The sequence below is a fragment of the Humibacillus xanthopallidus genome (assembly GCF_006717145.1).
GTDB classification, from domain to species: Bacteria; Actinomycetota; Actinomycetes; order Actinomycetales; family Dermatophilaceae; genus Humibacillus; species Humibacillus xanthopallidus.
The window spans coordinates 2,118,889-2,138,215 of the sequence record NZ_VFQF01000001.1; the positions used below are offsets into that span (position 1 = coordinate 2,118,889).

Sequence of the window (19,327 nt, forward strand, 5' to 3'; positions counted from 1 at the left end):
TCTACCGGGAAGTGTTATCGATCCGCGACCGCAGACAGGGCAGCAACCCCGCCGAGCCCCGGTGCGCCGGCCGCGGAGGCCGCCGCCGTGAAGGCGGCCCCGGCCAGGGTGCGGGCACCGATGCCGATGGCCGCCTCGTCGACGACGAGGTCGCCGCGGTGCAGGTCGTAGGTCGGGCCGCCCGGCGTGCGGGTGCCGAGCCGCGCCATGGCGCCCACGACGTGGGTGAGGTACCACGCGAAGTCCTCACCGCCGAGCGACTGGGGCGTCGGCGCGACGTGGGCGCCCGCACCGGTGACGGCCGCGGTGAGCGCGTCGATGCACGCGGCGTCGTTGACGACGGGGGGCACCCCCTTGGTGATGACGACCTCGGCCTGGACGGCATACGGCGCCACGACGGCGTGGACGACCTCCTCGAGCAGGCGCTCGACGCCCTCCCACACGCTCGCGTCGAGCATGCGGAGCGTGCCGCCCACCTTGCCGATGCTGGGGATGACGTTGTGGGCGCCGCCGGAGTGCACCGAGCCCCAGACGAGCGCGGCGCCCGCTCGCGGGTCGAGCCGGCGCGAGAGCACACCGGGGACGTCGGTGACGACCTTGGCGAGCGCATACGTGAGGTCCTGCGTCAGGTGCGGCCGCGACGTGTGGCCGCCGCGACCCGAGAGGGTCACCTCCACCTGGTCGGCAGCGGCGGTGATCGCGCCGACCCGCAGGCCCACCTGGCCCGCGTCGAGCGACGGGTCGCAGTGGAGCGCGAAGATGCGGTCGACGCCCACGAGGCCGTCCTGCGCGACGACGTCCTCGGCGCCGCCGGGCATGACCTCCTCGGCGGGCTGGAAGATGAGGCGCACGCCGATCCCCGCGGCGACGAGGCGGTCCTCCACGGAGCGCAGCGCCAGCGCCGCGCCGATCAGCGCAGTGGTGTGCACGTCGTGTCCGCACGCGTGGCTGACGCCGTCGGTGACCGAGGCGAAGTCGAGGCCGGTCTGCTCGCGGATCGGCAGCGCGTCGATATCGGCGCGCAGCGCGATGCGCCGGTTCGGCCGGGTCGCGCCGAGGTCGGCCACGAGGCCCGTGCCCCGCAGGTGGCGCACCCCGATGCCGGCGCGCTCGAGCCGCTCGGAGACGACCGAGGTCGTGCGCACCTCGCCGCGGGCGAGCTCGGGGTGGGTGTGCAGGTCGCGCCGGATCGCGACGAGCTCGGCGGCGTGCTCGGAGACGGCACGGGCGATGGGCTCGAACGGGATCGCGAGAGCGGACTGGGTCACGAGCACCGGAGTCTAGCGAGAGGATGGCGCTGCCACCGACGGTCGGCCCCGCGGCAGACACCGAGGCCGGGTCCGACGCGACCCGCGTGGCCGACGACGCCCGACCCCCACAGAGAGCAGGACGCAGACCGTGAGCGAGCCCGTGCCGCACGCCGCGGCCCTCGCGCTGCTCGCGCGGATCGACCGCGCCCTGCCCTTCACCAGCGTCGGCACGACGGGCTCGGCCGCGACGGTGTGGTGCGCCGACGTGGCCCATCGCGCGCGTGCCGGAGGGGACCCGCTGAGACCGTGGCGCGACGCCCTCCAGGCGCAGCAGGAGCGGATGCACGGGGTCGCCGTGCCGCCGCACGTGCCCGCCGCCTTCGTGCTGCAGTGGTGGTGCGAGGTCGTCGCCACCCCGCTGGCGTATGCCGTCCGCCTCGGTGAGGGGGTCGTCGTGCCCGACCCGGGTGGGCTCGGTTTCGAGCTCGCGCCGGGCCTGCACCCGCACCGGATCGTCGTCGACCCGGACCGGCTGACGCGCCTGTCGCCACCGGCGGTGGAGGGTGACGCGACGGTCAGCGATGCGGCAACCGGAGCGGGTGCCGAGGTGGCGCTGGAACTGGCCCGGACGGCATACCTCGGGCTCGTGGAGGACGTCGTGCGCTGCTTCGCGCCGGACGTCGTCATGGGCTCGCGGCAACGGTGGGGCGTCGTCGAGGACGTGTGGTTGACGGCGGTGCGGCTGGCCGACGGCGCGGCCGGGGTGGCTGTCGGTCCGGCGCCACGGCGGGTGTCGTGCTGCTTCATCTACGTGCTGCCGGGGATGCGCGAGTGCGCGTCGTGCCCGCGTGGAGGCCGTGGTTGAGGCCGGAACTAGGGTGGCTCCCATGTCGAGCGTGACCCTGCCCGTGTCGTCCCCGTCGACCGCCGTCGTCGTGCAGGAGGAGGTGCGGGCGGCGCTCGCCGAGGGCCGCGGCGTCGTCGCCCTCGAGAGCACGATCCTCGCCCACGGGCTGCCGCACCCCGACAACATCGCGATCGCCGCGCAGATCGAGGACGCCGTCCGCGCCGGGGGCGCTGTGCCCGCGACGATCGCCGTGCTGGGCGGTGTCGTGCACGTGGGCCTCGGGCCTGCGGAGCTGGAGCGCATCTGCACGGCCCCCGACGTCGCCAAGCTGTCGATGCGCGACCTCGGCGTGGCCGTCGCCCTTGGGCTCGACGGCGCGACGACCGTCGCATCGACCTCGGCCGTGGCCCACCTCGCCGGCATCCGCGTCTTCGCCACCGGCGGCCTCGGCGGCGTGCACCGCGGCGCGTCGGCGACCTTCGACGTGTCGGCCGACCTCGGGGTGATCGCCTCGACGCCGGTGCTCGTCGTGTGCGCGGGCGTCAAGTCGATCCTCGACGTGCCGGGCACGCTCGAGACCCTCGAGACCCTCTCGGTGCCGGTGCTCGGCTACCGCACAAAGGCGTTCCCCGGCTTCTACCTGTCGGACTCCGGCCACGAGGTGCCATGGCGGGTCGAGTCGGCGGCCGAGGCGGCTGCAGTCGTCGTCGCCCGGGACCGGCTGGGCACCGACGCCGCGGGTGTCGTGCTCGCCAACCCGCTGCCCGAGGACCGGCAGGTCGAGCGCGGCCTGCACGACCGGCTCGTCGCCGAGGGCCTCGCCGTGCTCGAGCGCGAGGGCGTGCACGGCAAGGACGTGACGCCGCGGCTGCTCGAGTACTTCCACGACAACTCCGGGGGCGAGTCGCTCCGGGCCAACGTCGAGCTCGTGCTGTCGAACGCGCGCCTCGCGGGTGAGGTCGCCGCGCACATCGTCGCGCAGTCGGCGGGGGCGGGCGCTGCTCCGGCTGGCGCTGCCCCGGCTGGCGGTGCGGAGCCTGCCGGCGCGGCCGGACTCGGCTCGTGACCGGTCGCCCGGTCGTCGTCGTCGGTGACGTCGGGCTCGACGTCATCACCCGGCCGCAGGGCGAGATCCACTGGCACTCCGACACCCCGTCGGCGGTCGCGCTCGTGGCCGGTGGCGCCGGGGGCAACTCGGCGTCCTGGCTCGCCGCGGCCGGCGCCGACGTCACCCTGCTCGCCCGCATCGGTCACGACGCAGCCGGGATGACCTGCCGCAGCGAGCTCGAGGCCGAGGGGGTGCACTGCGCCTTCGGCGTCGACGAGACCCTGCCGACGTGCATGGTCGTCATCCTGCTCGACGCGCACGGCGACCGGACGATGTTCCCCGACCGCGGCGCCAACAAGGCCTTCTCGGTGGCCGACGTCGACCTCGCGTCGCTCGGACTGCCCGACGACCCGCTCCCCCACCTGCACCTGTCGGGCTACGTCCTCTTCGACGCCGGGTCGCGCGCCGCGGGCCTCGAGGCGCTGCGCCAGGCCCGGGCGCTCGGCTGGACGACGTCGGTCGACCCCCAGTCGCCTGCCCTCATCGCGCGCGAGGGCGTCGACACCTTCCTGTCCTGGGTCGACGGTGTCGACCTGCTGCTGCCCAACGAGAACGAGGTCGCGACGCTCGGCGGTCTCGACGCGATCCTGCGCCACACCCGACAGGTCGTCGCGACCTTCGGAGCCGCCGGAGCCCGTTGGGTCGCCGACGGGCTCGACGTATCGGCCGAGGCGCCGCACGTCGCCAACGTCGACGCCACCGGGTGCGGCGACGCCTTCAACGCCGGCCTGCTCGCCGCCTGGCTCGCGGGTGAGGCACCGGCCGACGCCCTCGCCGCCGGGGTCGCGGCCGGCAGCGCAGCGGCAGCCCGCGTGGGCGCCCGACCCCGCTGAGCGGCATACCCCCTCGGCCCACCCGGCACACAGGCTGGGCGCGCATCGGCACACGGACCGCCACGACATGAGCGGCGGCGTCGCCGCAGGCGTGCGAACGCTCGGCCACCAGCGTTCGTGGCGGTCCGTGTGCCTGTGGAGAGTGACGGCGTCGATGATGCCGTCACGGGCAGGCTTGCTCCATGGACGTCTCCACGCTGCTCGCCCAGCGGGGAGGCATGTGCACGTGGCGCGACCTGAGACGGTCCGTGCCGCGACACCGCATCGGGCTTGCCCTCGCATCGGGGGCGATCGTGCGGGTGGCGAGGGGCCGGTATGCCCTGCCCAGCCTGACCTCCGCCCGCTCCCTCGTCATGGGGGCCAGCGCAACGGCGTCGCACACGACCGCAGCGCTGCACTGGGGGTGGCAGGTCAAGCACGAGCCGGACCTGCCGCACATCACACTGCCGCGGGGTCGCAAGCTGCGCGCCGCCGCCCGCACCGGGGTGCAGCGTCACTGGCGCGACCTCGAACCCGCCGAGGTGTGCGACGGGTGGGTGACGAGTCGCGAGCGCACGGTCATCGACTGCTGTCTCGACCTGCCCTTCGACGAGGCTCTCGCCGTTGCCGACTCCGCCTGGCGCGACGGCCTGTCACCCATCACCGTCATGACGGCTGCCGCTCGCCTGCCCCGACGGCTGCGTCTGCGGGTCGCGAGGGTCCTCGAGCGTGCCGATCGAAAGGCGGCCAACCCGTTCGAGTCGGTGCTGCGCGCACTGTGCCTCCAGGTCGAGGGACTGGGCGTCGTGACGCAGCACGTCATCGCGGATCGGACGTTCTACGCGAAGGTCGATCTCGCGGACGTGGGCCTCCGCATCGTCATCGAGGCAGAGGGTTTCGAGAACCACGGCACGCGAATGGCGCTCAAGCGCGACTGCCGCCGCTACACCGGTCTCGGGGCGCGCGGGTGGGTCGTCATCCGGTTCACGTGGGACGAGGTGATGTTCGAGCCGGACTACATCGTCACGGCCCTGCGCCAGGTCGTTGCCGTGCGCACACGGACCTCCACGAACGCTCCGCCGACAGGGCACCCCGCCTGAGACCCGACGTGCCCTCCACTCGTGGCGGTCCGTCGTGCCGGCCGGACGGCATACCGCGGCGGTATGCCGCGTGGCTCAGAAGGTCTCGCGCGGCTGGTAGACGCCCCACACCTCGCGCAACGCGTGCGCGACCTCGCCGCCGGTGGCGCGCGCGGCGAGCGCCTCCTTCATCGGGTAGAGGAGGTTGTCGGTGCCGCGGGCGGCGTCCTTGAGCCGGCCGAGCGCGGCGTCGACGGCGGCCTGGTCGCGGTCGGAACGGAGGGCCTCGAGCCGGGCGCGCTGGTCGGCCTCGATCGTCGGGTCGACGCGCAGCGGGTCGTAGCGCTCCTCCTGGTCGAGGGTGAAACGGTTGACGCCGACGACGGTGCGCTCGGCCGAGTCGATCTCGAGCTGCACGCGGTAGGCGGAGCGCTCGATCTCGGACTTCTGGAAGCCCTGCTCGATCGCCGCGACGGCGCCGCCGAGGTCCTCGACGCGCTGGATCAGGGCGAGCGCGGCCTCCTCGATGTCGTCGGTCATCGACTCGACGACATACGAACCGGCAAACGGGTCAACGGTTTTCGTCACGTCGGTCTCGTAGGCGATGACCTGCTGCGTGCGGAGCGCGAGCCGCGCGGCCTTCTCTGTCGGCAACGCGATGGCCTCGTCGAAGGAGTTGGTGTGCAGCGACTGCGTGCCGCCGAGCACCGCGCCGAGACCCTGGAGCGCGACGCGCACGAGGTTGACCTCGGGCTGCTGGGCGGTGAGCTGCACGCCGGCGGTCTGGGTGTGGAAGCGCAGCATCATCGACTTGGGGTTCTGCGCGCCGAACTGCTCCTTCATGATCTTGGCCCAGATGCGCCGGGCGGCACGGAACTTCGCCACCTCCTCGAGCAGCGTCGTGCGGGCGACGAAGAAGAAGGACAGGCGCGGCGCGAAGTCATCGACGTGCAGGCCCGCGGCCTCGGCCGCACGGACGTACTCGATGGCGTTGGCGATGGTGAAGGCGATCTCCTGCACGGGCGTCGCGCCCGCCTCTGCCATGTGGTAGCCGGAGATGGAGATCGTGTTCCAGCGCGGCATCTCCTTGTGGCAGTAGGCGAAGATGTCGGAGATGAGGCGCAGCGACTCGCGCGGCGGGTAGATGTAGGTGCCGCGGGCGATGTACTCCTTGAGCACGTCGTTCTGGATGGTGCCCGTGAGCTTGTCGCCCGGCACGCCCTGCTCCTCGGCGACGAGCTGGTAGAGCAGCAGCAGGGTCGAGCCGGGCGCGTTGATCGTCATCGACGTCGAGATCGTGTCGAGCGGCAGGCCGTCGAAGAGGGTCCGCATGTCATCGAGGCTGTCGATGGCAACGCCGACCTTGCCGACCTCACCGTGCGCGATGGGCTCGTCGGAGTCGTAGCCCATCTGCGTCGGCAGGTCGAAGGCGACGGACAGGCCTCCGGTGCCGGCCTTGACGAGCTGGTGGTAGCGCTCGTTGCTCTCCTTGGCGGTGCCGAAGCCGGCATACTGCCGCATCGTCCAAGGACGCCCGGTGTACATCGAGGGGTAGACGCCCCGGGTGAAGGGGTAGCGACCGGGCGCGCCGAGCTTGCTGTCCGGGTCGAAGCCGTCCAGTGCCGACGCGTCGTAGACGGGCTCGATGGGCAGGTCGGACTCGGAGCGCGCGCCAGTGCTGTCAGCCATGGTGCCGAGCGTAACGGCGGGGTGCTCGCCCGCACCCCGAGCACGGCGGATCGTTGCCGATGTCACGTTGCCGCCGCGGTATGCCGTCCGGCCCGTCCCGACGAAACGTGGCCTCTCGACGGGGCGAGGCGACCAAGAGTGGCCTCTCGACGGTGGAGAGGCGACCAGGAGTGGCCTCTCGACGGTGGGGGGCGGCCACTTTTGGCCACTCGACGGTGGAGGGGCGGCCAGTTGTGGCCACTCGACGGTGGGGAGCGGCGGGTCAGGCGTCGGTGGGCCAGTCGGCGGCGATCTGCGCGCGCCTGCGCTCCCAGCTCGCGTGCATGCCCGCCATCTCCGTCGCCACGTGGTCGAGGAACTCGACCGACATGGCGAGCCGGCGGCCGGCGGCGCTGCCGACTCCGCCGACGGCCTCGAGTCCCGACCTCACCGAGGACTCCATCTGGCCGAGGAGGCGGTCGCGGCTCAGCATGGCCTCGTGCCAGGCGTCGAGGTGGACGATGTAGACGTCGCGACGCGAGCCCCGCTCGCGCTCCTTGCCGATGAGGTGGGTCTGTGTGAGGTACTGGACCGCGCCGGACACGGCTGCAGGGCTGACGTCGAGGGCCTCCGTCAGCTCGAGCGCGGTCATCCGACCGTCGGGGTCGGCGAGGAGCTGGGCGAAGACGCGGGAGGCGAGCCGCGGCATACCGGCTTCGGTGAGGACGTTGCCGAAGCGCTCGACGTAGGCGGCGACGGCTCGCTCGTCGCGCTCGGTCATCCGGCGGCTCCTTCGGTGTCGTGGGCTGTCACCCTCCCATGAGTCATATCATTCAGTAAACAGTGAATGTTGTGTATCGTCGAATGCATGACCTCAGCCATCCAGGTGCAAGGGCTGCGCAAGACCTTCGGGCGCACCGTCGCCCTCGACGGGCTCGACCTCGACGTGCAGACCGGCGAGATCCACGGCTTCCTCGGCCCCAACGGTGCCGGCAAGTCGACGACGCTGCGCATCCTGCTCGGGCTGATGCGCGCCGACGGCGGCAGCGCCACCCTGCTCGGCGGCGACCCGTGGCAGCAGGTCGAGTCGCTGCACCGGCGCCTCGCCTACGTGCCCGGAGACGTGGCGCTGTGGCCCAACCTCACCGGCGGCGAGGTCATCGACCTGCTCGGCAACCTCCGTGGCGGGCTGCACGAGCAGCGCCGCGCCGACATGATCGAGCGCTTCGCCCTCGACCCGACGAAGAAGGGCCGCTCCTACTCCAAGGGCAACCGGCAGAAGGTGGCGCTGGTCGCCGCCCTCGCCGCCGACGTCGAGCTGCTCCTGCTCGACGAGCCGACCTCGGGGCTCGACCCGCTCATGGAGGCCGTCTTCAAGGACGCCGTGCGCGAGTTCCGGGCCGCGGGCGGCACCGTGCTGCTCTCGAGCCACATCCTCAGCGAGGTCGAGTCGGTCTGCGACCGCGTCAGCATCATCCGCGACGGCCGCAACGTCGAGTCGGGCACGCTGACCCAGCTGCGTCACCTGTCGCACACGACGCTCGAGGCGACGCTGGACCGCGCCCCCGACGAGGCCGACATCGCAGCGCTCCCGGGCGTCAGCGGCGTCGTCGTGTCCGGCACGCACGTCACGTGCGCGGTCGAGAGCGGCTACCTCGGTGCCGTGCTCCAGCACCTCGGGACGTTCGGCATCCACAGCCTCACGAGCGCGCCGCCGACGCTCGAGGAGCTCTTCATGGAGCAGTACCGCGTGCCCGCGGCGACGCCATGACCGCGACCAGCGCACCGACCGCCCCGAGCAGCCGCCCGGGCCGAGCCGGCCCGCCCCGGAGCAGCGGTCTGACGGGAACGACCCGGCTGCTGCGCCTCGCAGCGCGACGCGACCGGGTCCTCATCCCCGCGAGCGCCCTGACGCTCATGGCCGTCGTGGCGGGCTCCGCGAAGGCGACCTTCGACCTCTATCCCGACCCGTCGCTCGCCTCCCCCGCCCTGCGCGAGACGCTCGACAACCCGGCTCTCGTCGCGATCTACGGGCCGGTCGCAAGCATGAGCATCGATGCCCTGGCCACCTTCAAGACGGTGCTCCTCGGCGGCGTCTTCCTCTGCCTGCTCGCCTATGTCGTCGTGCGCAGGCACACCCGCACCGAGGAGGAGGAGGGCCGCCTCGAGCTGCTCGGCAGTGGCGTGGTCGGCCGGCGCGCACCCCTCGCGGCGGCAGTGCTGCTCGCCACCGCTGCGGTGCTCGGCACGTCGGTGCTGACGGTTGTCGGCGCCGTCGCCGTCGGGCTCGGCACGTCAGGCTCCATCGCGCTCGGCGTGTCCTGGGCCGTCATGGGGCTGACATGGGTCGGGGTCACCGCCGTCGCCGCTCAGCTCACCGAAACCGCCCGCGGCACAGCGGGTTTCGCACTGGGTGCGCTCGCGGCGGCATACCTCCTGCGGGCCCTTGGGGACGCGTCCGGGAGCGACAGCCCGGGACGCGTCCTGACGTGGCTCTCACCGCTCGGGTGGGCCGAGAAGGTCGAGCCGTACGGCGCCAACCGCGTGTGGGTGCTCGTCGTCGGCGTCATCGCGTATGCCGTCCTCGTCCTTGTCGCCTTCGCTCTCCTCGAGCGCCGCGACCTCGGTGCCGGCGTCCTGCCGAGCCGCCCCGGCCCCGATCGCGGCTCGCTCCGCACCGTCGGCGGGCTCACCCGGCGCCTCGCGCGCGGCACGCTCATCGGCTGGACCATCGGCTACGTCGTGCTCGGGGCGGTCGTCGGGTCGCTCGGAGGCAGCGTGCAGTCCTTCGTCGACTCGCCGGAGATCGCAGACATGCTCAGGAAGCTCGGCGGCGGGGCGGGCACGATCATCGACACCTTCTTCGCGACCGAGCTGCGCTTCGCCGCCATCGGTGCCGCGGCCCTCGGTATCGCCCTGACGACGCGGATGCGGACGGAGGAGACGTCGGGCCGGGTCGAGGCCGTGCTCGCGACCTCTGCGACCCGACTGCGCTGGGCCGCAGCCCACATCGTCGTCGCCCTCGCCGCGACGGCCCTCGTGCTCGCCGTGGTTGGAACCGTCGCCGGGCTCGTCGACGGCGGCCGCACGGGTGACGTCGGTGGCTCCGTCGGCCGGCTGGTCGGCGCGTCCCTGGCGGCGCTGCCCGCGGTCTGGGTCTGCATCGCGGTGGCGGTCCTGCTCGTCGGACTCGTGCCGCGCCTCACGGGGCTGGTGTGGGCCGTCCTCATCGGCTTCCTCGTGCTCGGCGAGTTCGGTCCGATCATGAACCTGCCGTCGTGGGTCACCGCCGTCTCCCCGTTCGACCACCTGTCGCACCTGCCCGGGGGCAGCCTCGACACTGCGGACCTGCTGGGTCTCGTCGTCGTCGCGGCCGCGCTCACGGCCGCCGGTCTCGCCGGCCTGCGCCGCCGCGACATCGCCTGACCTGCCGCCACTCCCCCATCGCACCCCGAGTCGAGGTGATCGCGGCACCCACGTGGGGGCCAGCATCACCTCCAACCGGGCCACACGGCATACCGAATCGAGGTGATCGCGACACCCACGTCAGGCCCAGCATCACCTCCAACCGGGCCACGCGGCATACCGAATCGAGGTGATCGCGGCACCCGCGTGGGGGCCAGCATCACCTCCAACCGGGGGACATGGCATACCGAGTCGAGGTGATCGCGGCACCCACGTCAGGCCCAGCATCACCTCCAACCGGGCCACACGGCATACCGAATCGAGGTGATCGCGACACCCACGTGGGGCCCGGCATCACCTCCAACCGGGGAGCCCGTATGCCGTCCGCGCACCTGGGCGCCCGCGCGGCGACGAGCGCCGTTGTCGCTACCCTCTGCCCATGACGGGCATCGATGGGTTCTGGGCGGTCATCCCGGCCGGCGGGTCGGGCACGCGCCTGTGGCCGCTGTCGCGCAGGGACTACCCGAAGTTCCTCCACGACCTCACGGGGTCGGGCCAGACGCTGCTGCGCGCGACCTACGACCGGCTCGAGCCCCTCGCCGGCGACCGCATCCTCGTCGTCACCGGCGCCGCCCACCTCGACGCGGTGCGCGGCCAGCTGCCGATGCTCGCGCGCGATGCCGTCGTGGCCGAGCCCACTCCGCGCGACTCGATGCCTGCGATCGGCCTGGCCGCCGCGATCCTCGAGCGGCGCGACCCCGAGGCGGTGCTCGGCTCGTTCGCCGCCGACCACGTCGTGACCGACGTCGAGGCCTTCGACCGCGCCATCGAGGAGGCCGTCGTGCTGGCCCGCGGCGGTGATCTCGTGACGATCGGCATCGAGCCGACCCGTCCGGCGACGGGCTTCGGCTACATCCGCCTCGGCGAGGCGCTCTCGGTCGAGGGAGCACCGTCTGCCCGGCGCGTCGCCGACTTCGTCGAGAAGCCCGACGCGGAGACGGCGAAGGGCTACGTCGCCAGTGGCGAATACCGTTGGAACGCAGGGATGTTCGTCGTCGGCGCCACCACCCTGCTCGAGATGCTCGCCGAGGAGCACCCCGAGATGACGAGCCACCTGCGCACGATCGCCGGTGACGAGTCCCGCATGCGCGACCTGTGGCCAGCGCTGCGCAAGATCGCCATCGACCACGCCGTCGCCGAGCCCGCCGCCCGGGCCGGGCGCGTCTCCGTCGTGCCGGCAGCGATGGGGTGGGACGACATCGGCGACTTCACCTCGCTCTCCGACCTCATCGAGGTCTCGGAGACCGTGCCCGGCGTCAAGGTCATCGGCCCGGCCGACGACGTCATCAGCATCGACTCCACCGCCACGGTCGCGACGGGCGGCCGGCTCATCGCGCTCATCGGGGTCGACGACCTCGTAGTCGTCGACACCCAGGACGCACTGCTCATCACGCGCCCGGAGCGGGCGCAGGAGGTCAAGCAGATCGTCGAGGCGCTGACGGCCCAAGGCCGTCTCGACCTCACATGACGACGTCTGGGTCGATCACGAGCAGGACGAGCCCGGCGACGCACGCCGGCGTGATCGCGGCCAGCATCGCCGTGTGCGTGGCGTGGGTCGTGACCCTCCCCCGGCTGGTGCCGGGCACCTTCGGAGACCATGGAACCTTCATCTCCGTCGCGGAGCGCATGCTCGCCGGCGACCGCCTCTACGTCGACGTCTGGGACAACAAGGACCCGCTTTTCTACTACGCCCTCGCGCTCGGACGACTCGCATCCCCACTGGCTGACGTCCTTCTCGAGATCCTGTGGGTCCTGGGTGCGGCCATCTCGGTCCTCGTCCTCGCACGCGCTGCCGGAGCAAGACCCGGCCTCGCCATGGTTGCCGGTCTCGGAGCCACGCCGTTGCTGCTCACCGGGCCTGCCTACGAAGCGGGAATGACGCATCTCCCGGGACTCGCGGTGCTGCTCGGCGCGGTGGCGTGCGCCGTGCGCTCCCGGTGGGTCGTCGCAGGCGTGCTCGTGGGCCTGCTCATGCTGACAAAGCTGATCCTCGCTCCGGTCGTCGCGGGTGCCCTGCTCGTGGTCGCCCTCCACCGTCGCGAGACGGGCGGGCTCGGAGGTCTCCTCCGGGCTGCGCTCAGTGCCGTGGTCCTTCTCGCCGCTGGGATTGCAGTGATGTGGCTGCGGGGAGAGCTGCCTGGATGGGTCGACAACTTCCGTCTCAACGCCGACTACGCGCAGGGCGATCTCGCGGCGTCGCAGTACGGCTCGCTCATCGGCCATCTCCTCCGCGCCTTCCCGGAGGACGGCCGTGGGGCCGGCTCCGTCACCATCGCCGCCCTGGTGATCGTCCTGCTCGCCGTGCAACGGTCGACGACGCGTGCTGTTCCTGTCGAGCGCTCGGCGACCGATGGGGGCGATGAGGACGCCGCCATCCAGCGCACCATCTCCCCCGCCGTGCTCTGGGACCTCACGCTCGTCTCACTCGTCCTGGCGCTCGTCGTCATCGCGGCGACGGCAACCTGGCCGCACCACGCCCAGTCGCTCTCGGCGCCGGGCGCGTTCGCCCTAGCCCTCCTGGCCACGCGTCTCGGTGGTGTCATCGCGGGAGGGCGCGCCGCGGCTCTGCTGCTCGTCGCGGGCTACGCCATGGCGGGCGCGCTGCACCCCTACTTCTACCTGACGGCCGCGCGCGGCGTTCCGACAAGCCTCCAGCTGCAGCGACAGTCGCCGGAGAGCGTCGTGATGGCCTCGCTCCCGCAGGTGCACACCTACGCGCGGGCTGGCACCAACGACGTCAGCGCCCATGCCGTCGGCCTCAGGGGCCTCACGCTCAGCTGCGCCCGCTTCCACCAGTACTCCCTCGACTCCGCTGAGATCCTCCAGTCGACCGCGGACTGCCTGCCGCGCGCCGACGCACTCATCGTCGACGACTCCCTGCGGCCGGAGGTGGGCCAACCGGCATGGAATGCCTACGTCGCCAAGGTTCGAGAGCTGGTAGCCAACCGCTACGACTGCGTGCGCGCCGGAGCCGCAGACATCTGCATGCGCCGCACCACGTGAGCTCCCCCACCCGAGGGTGGGCGATCGGTGAGTTGAGGTGATCAAGGGACACATCCGCTCGGCACGCGCGACAGTGGTGGCATGAGCTCGATGCTGCCCGAGGAGGGCGAGTACCTCACGACCGGCTGGGAGGACGACCTCGACCCCGGCGACTCGGTGGAGCGCCAGGCTGTCCTGGCGCACGTCTCGTGGGCCCGTGCCCTGACGAGTGCCGCGCGCGGCGACTTCACCGAAGGACCGCACTGGTGCGCCGGCAGCGGAGGTGGGGTCTCGGCGCTGCTCAACTGGGCGATCGTCACCAGCCCACCACACGACTGGGCGACGACCGTGGAAGGACTGTCGGCGGCATACCCCAGCGGGGTGTCGGCCATCGTCATCAGCCCCTTCCCGACGCCTGACCTCTCGGCCCACGGGCTCGCGCTCGTGGGGCACCCGCCGCTGATGTTCCGGCCCACCTCGACCGTGACGGCGACGCCGACCACACCCCTCGAGGTGCGCGAGGCGACGACGGTGCAGCAGCTGCGTGACGCGGAGCGGGTGCTCGTCGAGGGCTACCCGATGCCCGACATGGCGGACCTGCCGCCCGGTGACTTCTACCGCCCCGACGTCGTCGTCGGCCCGACGCGGGTCTTCGTCGGCTACGACGACGGCGTGCCCGTTGCGACCGCTGCCGCCCACTCCGCTGCGGGTGTCACCGTGGTCGAGAACGTCGCGGTCCTCGCCACCGCCCGCGGCAAGGGCGCGGGCGCGGCACTGACGTGGGCGGCGACGACCGCGTGGCCGGAGCAGGCTGCCGTGCTCATCGCGAGCGACGACGGCCAGCCCGTCTACGAGCGGCTCGGCTACCTGCGCATCGTCCGCTGGACCTGCTGGCTGCGGCCCTGAGCCGCCATCGACCACACCGCCGGCGTATGCCGTCCGCTCGGCTCAGCGCACCGGCGCGGGCACTCCCGTGGTCTCGCACACGAACGCCCAGAACCGCTCGACCTCACCCGGCGTCTCGACCCGCACCGGCGCGTAGTGCGTGGCGCGCTGCCGGCGGTCATGCCAGAACCGGCCCGAGTCGATCGGGTCGCCGGTCGCGGCCAGCCACACGGCAGTGTCGGCGCCCTGCTCGGCGTCGCGCAGCAGCGGCCCGGTGACCTTCGCGAATCCCGGCAGCGACTCGGTCACCCCCGGCGTGTCGGCCCAGCCCGGGTGCATCGATGCGACCGTGACGGCATCGCCGCCGAGCTCGCGCGCCCACAGCGGGGCGAGCACGAGCTGCATCCGCTTCGTGCGGGCGTATGCCGCCGTGCCCGAGTAGGTGCCCTGCGTGAACTCGGGGTCGTCGACGTCGAGGCGCTGCGCGTAGGCACCACCCGAGGTCACGAGGACGACGCGCCCACCCGCGAGGGACTCGCGCAGGCCGAACGTCAGCACGTGCGGGCCGAGGACGTGCGTCGCGAGGGCGAGCTCGTGACCCTCGTCGGTCGTCGTGCGCTTCGGCGGCATCACCCCTGCGTTGTGCACGAGGGCGTGGAGTCGGGGCACGCGGGAGGCGAGGTCGCGGGCGAACTCGGCCGTGCCCGCGAGATCGCTCACGTCAGAGACGTGGGTCTCGACAGAGGCGTCGGGCTGGTCTGAGAGCAGGGTCGCCCGGGCCCGCTCGAGCCGACCCGCGTCTCGGCCGGTCACGTGGACGACCGCGCCGAGCCGCGCGAGGCCGGCTGCGGTGGCCAGACCGAGGCCGCCCGTCGCGCCGGTGACGAGCACGTGCCGACCGGCCAGAGCGCCAGGCGCGGGGTCAGCGGGCCACCACCGGCGACGCAGCGCCGGGCCGACCTTGGTGTAGCCGAGGACGAGGGACTTGTCCATGACCCAGTCGAGTGCAGCAGTGACGCCGGAGCCCGGCTGGGAGGTGACCATGCGCCCACCCTACGTACCGGGCGGTGGTCCACCGCGAAGGCCACCGGACGGCATACCTGCTCGGCAACGCACCCCGCTGGAGGTTGTCGAGGGTTCTTGTTGAGATTGTCACAGTGCGGGTGCTACCCGGGGGTACGAGATGGGGCTCGCGCAAACGCGGCGATAGGGTGCGCCTGTGGCCACCAACACCCTCCCAGTGACGGGAAAACCCCGACCCGCGTCGGCGCGTCGCACCACCGTGTTCATGAAGCTGCTCATGGCACTGTCGGGCGCGCTCTTCGTCTTCTACGTGCTCATGCACATGTACGGCAACCTCAAGATCTTCGGGGGCGTCGAGGCCTTCGACGAGTACGCCCTGCACCTGCGCACGATCCTCATGCCGATCCTGCCCTTCGGCGGGTTCCTCTGGCTCTTCCGCGCGCTGCTCGTCGTCGCGCTCGTCGCGCACGCCTGGTCGGCGTTCTACCTGTGGAGCCGGGCGCGCGGTGCGCGCACGACGCGCTACGTCGCCAAGGAAGCGGCCAAGGCGACGGTGAAGTCGCGGATGATGCGCTGGGGCGGCGTGGCGCTGCTGCTCTTCCTCGTGTGGCACCTGCTGCAGTTCACGATCCTCAAGTTCAACGTCGGCACCGAGGCCGCCGGTGACAGCGCGGGCAAGCTCGTCATCTCGAGCTTCCAGGTGTGGTGGGTCGTGCTCATCTACCTCCTCGCGCTCGCGGCGCTCGGCATGCACCTGTGGCACGGCGTGTGGAGCGCCTCGCAGACCCTCGGCTGGACCTCGTCCGCACGCTCGCGCCGCACGGCCAAGTCGGTGGCCACCGTCATCGCGCTCGTCACTGCCGTCGGCTTCGCGCTGCCGCCGCTCGCCATCCTCTTCGGAATCGTGAAGGGCTGAACCGCATGACCGACCTGCACACCGACCCCGTCGCCACCGCCGCCCCCGAGGCCACCATCGCCCCTGAGGCTCCCGAGGCTCCTGAGGCCCCCGCCACGGACGCCCCGGGCGCACCCGACACCCTCGTCCACGGCCTCTACCGCGAGGGCGAGCCGATCGTCGACACGAAGGCTCCCCGCGGCCCGATCGCCGAGCGCTGGAACACCCGCAAGTTCGAGGCGTCCCTCGTCAACCCGGCCAACCGCCGCAAGCTGACCGTCATCATCGTCGGCACCGGCCTCGCCGGTGGCGCGGCGGCGGCGACGCTCGGCGAGGCCGGCTACAACGTGAAGTCCTTCTGCTACCAGGACTCCCCGCGCCGCGCCCACTCGATCGCCGCGCAGGGTGGCATCAACGCCGCCAAGAACTACAAGGAGGACGGCGACTCGACGTTCCGTCTCTTCTACGACACCGTCAAGGGCGGCGACTACCGCTCACGCGAGTCGAACGTCTACCGCCTCGCCGAGGTCAGCGCCAACATCATCGACCAGTGCGTCGCCCAGGGCGTCCCGTTCGCGCGTGAGTACGGCGGCCTGCTCGACAACCGCTCCTTCGGTGGCGTCCAGGTCTCCCGCACGTTCTACGCGCGCGGCCAGACGGGCCAGCAGCTGCTCATCGGCGCCTACCAGGCCCTCGAGCGGCAGGTGGCCGCCGGCACGGTCGAGATGTTCACCCGCCACGAGATGCTCGAGGTCGTCATCGTCGACGGCAAGGCCCGCGGCATCATCGCCCGAGACCTCGTCACGGGCGAGATCGAGACGCACCTCGCCGACGCCGTCGTGCTCGCGAGCGGCGGCTACGGCAACGTCTTCTTCCTCTCGACGAACGCCATGGGCAGCAACGTCACGGCGACGTGGCGGGCGCACCGCAAGGGCGCGCACTTCGCGAACCCCTGCTACACGCAGATCCACCCGACCTGCATCCCCGTCGCCGGCGAGCACCAGAGCAAGCTGACGCTGATGTCGGAGTCGCTGCGCAACGACGGCCGCATCTGGGTGCCGAAGAACGCCGCCGACTGCGAGAAGGACCCCCGCGAGATCCCCGAGGAGGACCGCGACTACTACCTGGAGCGGATCTACCCCTCCTTCGGCAACCTCGTGCCCCGCGACATCGCCTCCCGCCAGGCCAAGAACGTCTGCGACGAGGGTCGCGGCGTCGGGCCCAAGGTCGGCGACTTCCGCCGCGGCGTCTACCTCGACTTCACGGACGCCCTGAAGCGCATGAGCGCCGAGGCCGTCGCGGAGAAGTACGGCAACCTGCTCGACATGTACCAGCGGATCACGGGTGAGAACCCCTACGAGGTGCCGATGCGCATCTACCCCGCGGTGCACTACACGATGGGCGGCCTGTGGGTCGACTATGACCTGCAGTCGAGCATCCCCGGCCTCTTCGTCACAGGTGAGGCGAACTTCTCCGACCACGGCGCGAACCGTCTCGGCGCGAGCGCCCTCATGCAGGGCCTCGCCGACGGCTACTTCGTCCTGCCGAACACCATCCGCGACTACCTCGCCAAGGGCCCGTTCCCCAAGCTCGAGGAGTCGAACGAGGCCGTCGTCGAGGCGCGTGCCTCGGTGGACGCCCGCGTGCAGAAGCTGCTCTCGATCAACGGCGACCGCTCTGTCGACTCCTTCCACAAGGAGCTCGGCAACATCATGTGGGAGTACTGCGGCATGGAGCGCTCGGAGGAGGGCCTGCTCAAGGCCATCGACCTCATCCGGGGCCTGCGTGACGAGTTCTGGCGCAACGTCAAGGTGCTCGGCGCGGCCGACACGCTCAACCAGAGCCTCGAGAAGGCCGGCCGCGTCGCCGACTTCCTCGAGCTCGGCGAGCTGATGTGCATCGACGCGCTGCACCGCCGCGAGTCCTGCGGTGGGCACTTCCGCGCGGAGAGCCAGACCGAGGACGGCGAGGCGCTGCGCCACGACGACGAGTACGCCTACGTCGCGGCCTGGGAGTGGGGCGGCCAGGACGGCGCACCCACCCTGCACAAGGAAGACCTGGTCTACGAATTCGTCGAGATGAAGCAGCGGAGCTACAAGTGAGTGGGACCGGAATGAAGACCACCCCACAGAGTTCTACGTTCGTACCTCACTCCGATACTTTGCGAGGACCCCGATGAACCTGACCCTCAAGATCTGGCGCCAGGCCGGCCCGAAGTCCAAGGGCGAGATGGTGACCTACCCGGTGTCCGGCATCTCGGAGGACATGTCCTTCCTCGAGATGCTCGACGTGCTCAACGAGCAGCTCAACGCCCGCGGCGAGGAGCCGATCGCCTTCGACTCCGACTGCCGTGAGGGCATCTGCGGCATGTGTGGCCTCATGATCTCGGGCAAGGCCCACGGCCCCGAGGTCACGACGACCTGCCAGCTGCACATGCGCAGCTTCTCCGACGGTGACGAGATCACGATCGAGCCGTGGCGGGCCGATGCCTTCCCGGTCATCAAGGACCTCGTCGTCGACCGCAGCTCCTTCGACCGCATCATCCAGGCCGGCGGCTTCATCAGCGCGAACACGGGTGCCGCTCCGGAGGCGCACTCGGTGCCGGTGCCCAAGCCCAAGGCCGACCGCTCCTTCATGGCGGCCGCCTGCATCGGCTGCGGCGCGTGCGTGGCGGCCTGCCCCAACGCCTCCGGCATGCTCTTCCTCGGCGCGAAGATCACCCACCTCGGTGAGCTGCCGCAGGGCCAGCCGGAGCGCGACGCCCGGGTCGTCAACATGCTGACGCAGCACGACGACGAGGGCTTCGGCGGCTGCACGAACATCGGCGAGTGCTCCTCGGCCTGCCCCAAGGAGATCCCGCTCGACGTCATCAACCAGCTCAACAAGGACCTGCGCCACGCCTTGGCGCACGGCGAGTGACGCTCACCTGAGCGACGGCGCCCATGCGGCACCGGTCCTGCTGACAACCCGCCCCGGCATCGCCGGGGCGGGTTAGTCTTTGCGCGCAATGACGCCCGTTCCCCCTCACCGTCGCCGCAGCCTGCCCGTGCACGCCGCGGGGGTCGCGCTTGCACTCTTGCCGCTCGTCGCCGGCATCACGACGGCGTATGCCGCCTCGTCCGCGCCCGCAGCGGCGCTCGGCGCCGCGGGGGTCGGGAACGCGCCCGCTGCGGCGCCGTCGTGTCGCCCGTGGCAGACAGCGACGACGGTGCCGCCGGGGGTGACCCTGACGCCTCGGGTCTTTCCTCCCCCGTCGCCACCGGCGCCGGCCTCGGCGAGTACCACGGCGACCTCCACGACGACGCCTCCGCGC

Annotated in this window: 17 protein-coding genes; 12 read left to right on the forward strand and 5 right to left on the reverse strand. The window is 71.8% G+C overall.

Translation table 11 applies throughout. The features are described from left to right. Positions 1–14: 14 nt before the first annotated feature. Complete coding sequence (locus FHX52_RS09280) at positions 15–1,268, reverse strand: amidohydrolase (RefSeq protein WP_425460094.1); 1,254 nt, start codon at positions 1,266–1,268, stop codon at positions 15–17. Positions 1,269–1,398: 130 nt separating this feature from the next. On the opposite strand from FHX52_RS09280, the gene FHX52_RS09285 reads away from it, so the two are divergent. The 4 genes from FHX52_RS09285 (at position 1,399) to FHX52_RS09300 (ending at position 5,117) form a co-directional block, all read left to right on the forward strand. Continuing rightward, positions 1,399–2,115 carry a (2Fe-2S)-binding protein gene (locus tag FHX52_RS09285; protein ID WP_141821623.1) on the forward strand — a complete coding sequence of 239 codons (717 nt, stop codon included), beginning with the start codon at positions 1,399–1,401 and terminating at the stop codon, positions 2,113–2,115. A 22-nt stretch (positions 2,116–2,137) separates the two neighbouring features. After that, entirely contained in the window at positions 2,138–3,163 is a 1,026-nt protein-coding gene (locus FHX52_RS09290; RefSeq protein ID WP_141821624.1) for a pseudouridine-5'-phosphate glycosidase, read from the forward strand. Continuing rightward, entirely contained in the window at positions 3,160–4,038 is an 879-nt protein-coding gene (locus FHX52_RS09295) for a carbohydrate kinase family protein (protein WP_141821625.1), read from the forward strand. Before FHX52_RS09290 ends, FHX52_RS09295 begins: the two co-directional genes overlap by 4 nt. A gap of 182 nt (positions 4,039–4,220) precedes the next feature. Further along, positions 4,221–5,117, forward strand: coding sequence for a DUF559 domain-containing protein (locus tag FHX52_RS09300; protein ID WP_141821626.1), 897 nt, complete (start codon positions 4,221–4,223; stop codon positions 5,115–5,117). A gap of 75 nt (positions 5,118–5,192) precedes the next feature. Here the strand turns inward: FHX52_RS09300 and FHX52_RS09305 are convergent, their stop codons facing one another. Both FHX52_RS09305 and FHX52_RS09310 read right to left on the reverse strand, forming a co-directional pair. Further along, positions 5,193–6,785 (reverse strand): acyl-CoA mutase large subunit family protein, encoded by a 1,593-nt coding sequence (locus FHX52_RS09305; protein ID WP_141821627.1) that lies wholly within the window; start codon positions 6,783–6,785, stop codon positions 5,193–5,195. A gap of 262 nt (positions 6,786–7,047) precedes the next feature. Further along, a complete protein-coding gene (locus FHX52_RS09310) occupies positions 7,048–7,545 on the reverse strand; it encodes a GbsR/MarR family transcriptional regulator (RefSeq protein ID WP_141821628.1) in 498 nt (165 codons plus the stop codon). A gap of 87 nt (positions 7,546–7,632) precedes the next feature. Here FHX52_RS09310 and FHX52_RS09315 point away from each other — a divergent pair, with 87 nt between their 5' ends. The 5 genes from FHX52_RS09315 (at position 7,633) to FHX52_RS09335 (ending at position 14,117) form a co-directional block, all read left to right on the forward strand. Continuing rightward, positions 7,633–8,535, forward strand: coding sequence for an ABC transporter ATP-binding protein (locus FHX52_RS09315; protein ID WP_141821629.1), 903 nt, complete (start codon positions 7,633–7,635; stop codon positions 8,533–8,535). After that, positions 8,532–10,190: an ABC transporter permease gene (locus FHX52_RS09320; protein ID WP_246069743.1), complete on the forward strand. Its 1,659-nt coding sequence runs from the start codon at positions 8,532–8,534 to the stop codon at positions 10,188–10,190. Before FHX52_RS09315 ends, FHX52_RS09320 begins: the two co-directional genes overlap by 4 nt. A 418-nt stretch (positions 10,191–10,608) precedes the next feature. Continuing rightward, on the forward strand, positions 10,609–11,697 hold the full coding sequence (locus FHX52_RS09325) for a mannose-1-phosphate guanylyltransferase (protein WP_141821630.1): 1,089 nt from the start codon (positions 10,609–10,611) through the stop codon (positions 11,695–11,697). Continuing rightward, entirely contained in the window at positions 11,694–13,232 is a 1,539-nt protein-coding gene (locus FHX52_RS09330) for a glycosyltransferase family 87 protein (RefSeq protein WP_141821631.1), read from the forward strand. The genes FHX52_RS09325 and FHX52_RS09330 overlap by 4 nt, the downstream gene beginning before the upstream one ends. A gap of 81 nt (positions 13,233–13,313) precedes the next feature. Then, a complete protein-coding gene (locus tag FHX52_RS09335; RefSeq protein ID WP_141821632.1) occupies positions 13,314–14,117 on the forward strand; it encodes a GNAT family N-acetyltransferase in 804 nt (267 codons plus the stop codon). A gap of 42 nt (positions 14,118–14,159) precedes the next feature. On the opposite strand, the gene FHX52_RS09340 is transcribed toward FHX52_RS09335, so the two are convergent. Then, entirely contained in the window at positions 14,160–15,140 is a 981-nt protein-coding gene (locus FHX52_RS09340; RefSeq protein WP_141821633.1) for an SDR family NAD(P)-dependent oxidoreductase, read from the reverse strand. Positions 15,141–15,378: 238 nt separating this feature from the next. Here FHX52_RS09340 and FHX52_RS09345 point away from each other — a divergent pair, with 238 nt between their 5' ends. The 3 genes from FHX52_RS09345 (at position 15,379) to FHX52_RS09360 (ending at position 18,933) form a co-directional block, all read left to right on the forward strand. After that, positions 15,379–16,035: a succinate dehydrogenase cytochrome b subunit gene (locus tag FHX52_RS09345; protein WP_141822141.1), complete on the forward strand. Its 657-nt coding sequence runs from the start codon at positions 15,379–15,381 to the stop codon at positions 16,033–16,035. A 5-nt stretch (positions 16,036–16,040) separates the two neighbouring features. Then, on the forward strand, positions 16,041–18,116 hold the full coding sequence (locus FHX52_RS09355; RefSeq protein ID WP_246069752.1) for a fumarate reductase/succinate dehydrogenase flavoprotein subunit: 2,076 nt from the start codon (positions 16,041–16,043) through the stop codon (positions 18,114–18,116). Between the two features lie 73 nt (positions 18,117–18,189). Then, positions 18,190–18,933, forward strand: a complete 744-nt coding sequence (locus FHX52_RS09360; RefSeq protein ID WP_141821634.1) for a succinate dehydrogenase/fumarate reductase iron-sulfur subunit — start codon at positions 18,190–18,192, stop codon at positions 18,931–18,933. A gap of 105 nt (positions 18,934–19,038) precedes the next feature. Here the strand turns inward: FHX52_RS09360 and FHX52_RS09365 are convergent, their stop codons facing one another. Further along, positions 19,039–19,311: a hypothetical protein gene (locus tag FHX52_RS09365; protein WP_141821635.1), complete on the reverse strand. Its 273-nt coding sequence runs from the start codon at positions 19,309–19,311 to the stop codon at positions 19,039–19,041. Positions 19,312–19,327 lie beyond the last annotated feature (16 nt).

What these genes read in the sequence shown, in the direction of transcription:
- FHX52_RS09290 (WP_141821624.1), top strand. Translation starts at nt 2,138, where the DNA reads ATGTCGAGCGTGACCCTGCCCGTGTCGTCCCCGTCGACCGCCGTCGTC.
- FHX52_RS09300 (WP_141821626.1), top strand. Translation starts at nt 4,221, where the DNA reads ATGGACGTCTCCACGCTGCTCGCCCAGCGGGGAGGCATGTGCACGTGG.
- FHX52_RS09305 (WP_141821627.1), bottom strand. Translation starts at nt 6,785, where the DNA reads ATGGCTGACAGCACTGGCGCGCGCTCCGAGTCCGACCTGCCCATCGAG.
- FHX52_RS09310 (WP_141821628.1), bottom strand. Translation starts at nt 7,545, where the DNA reads ATGACCGAGCGCGACGAGCGAGCCGTCGCCGCCTACGTCGAGCGCTTC.
- FHX52_RS09315 (WP_141821629.1), top strand. Translation starts at nt 7,633, where the DNA reads ATGACCTCAGCCATCCAGGTGCAAGGGCTGCGCAAGACCTTCGGGCGC.
- FHX52_RS09320 (WP_246069743.1), top strand. Translation starts at nt 8,532, where the DNA reads ATGACCGCGACCAGCGCACCGACCGCCCCGAGCAGCCGCCCGGGCCGA.
- FHX52_RS09325 (WP_141821630.1), top strand. Translation starts at nt 10,609, where the DNA reads ATGACGGGCATCGATGGGTTCTGGGCGGTCATCCCGGCCGGCGGGTCG.
- FHX52_RS09330 (WP_141821631.1), top strand. Translation starts at nt 11,694, where the DNA reads ATGACGACGTCTGGGTCGATCACGAGCAGGACGAGCCCGGCGACGCAC.
- FHX52_RS09335 (WP_141821632.1), top strand. Translation starts at nt 13,314, where the DNA reads ATGAGCTCGATGCTGCCCGAGGAGGGCGAGTACCTCACGACCGGCTGG.
- FHX52_RS09340 (WP_141821633.1), bottom strand. Translation starts at nt 15,140, where the DNA reads ATGGTCACCTCCCAGCCGGGCTCCGGCGTCACTGCTGCACTCGACTGG.
- FHX52_RS09355 (WP_246069752.1), top strand. Translation starts at nt 16,041, where the DNA reads ATGACCGACCTGCACACCGACCCCGTCGCCACCGCCGCCCCCGAGGCC.
- FHX52_RS09360 (WP_141821634.1), top strand. Translation starts at nt 18,190, where the DNA reads ATGAACCTGACCCTCAAGATCTGGCGCCAGGCCGGCCCGAAGTCCAAG.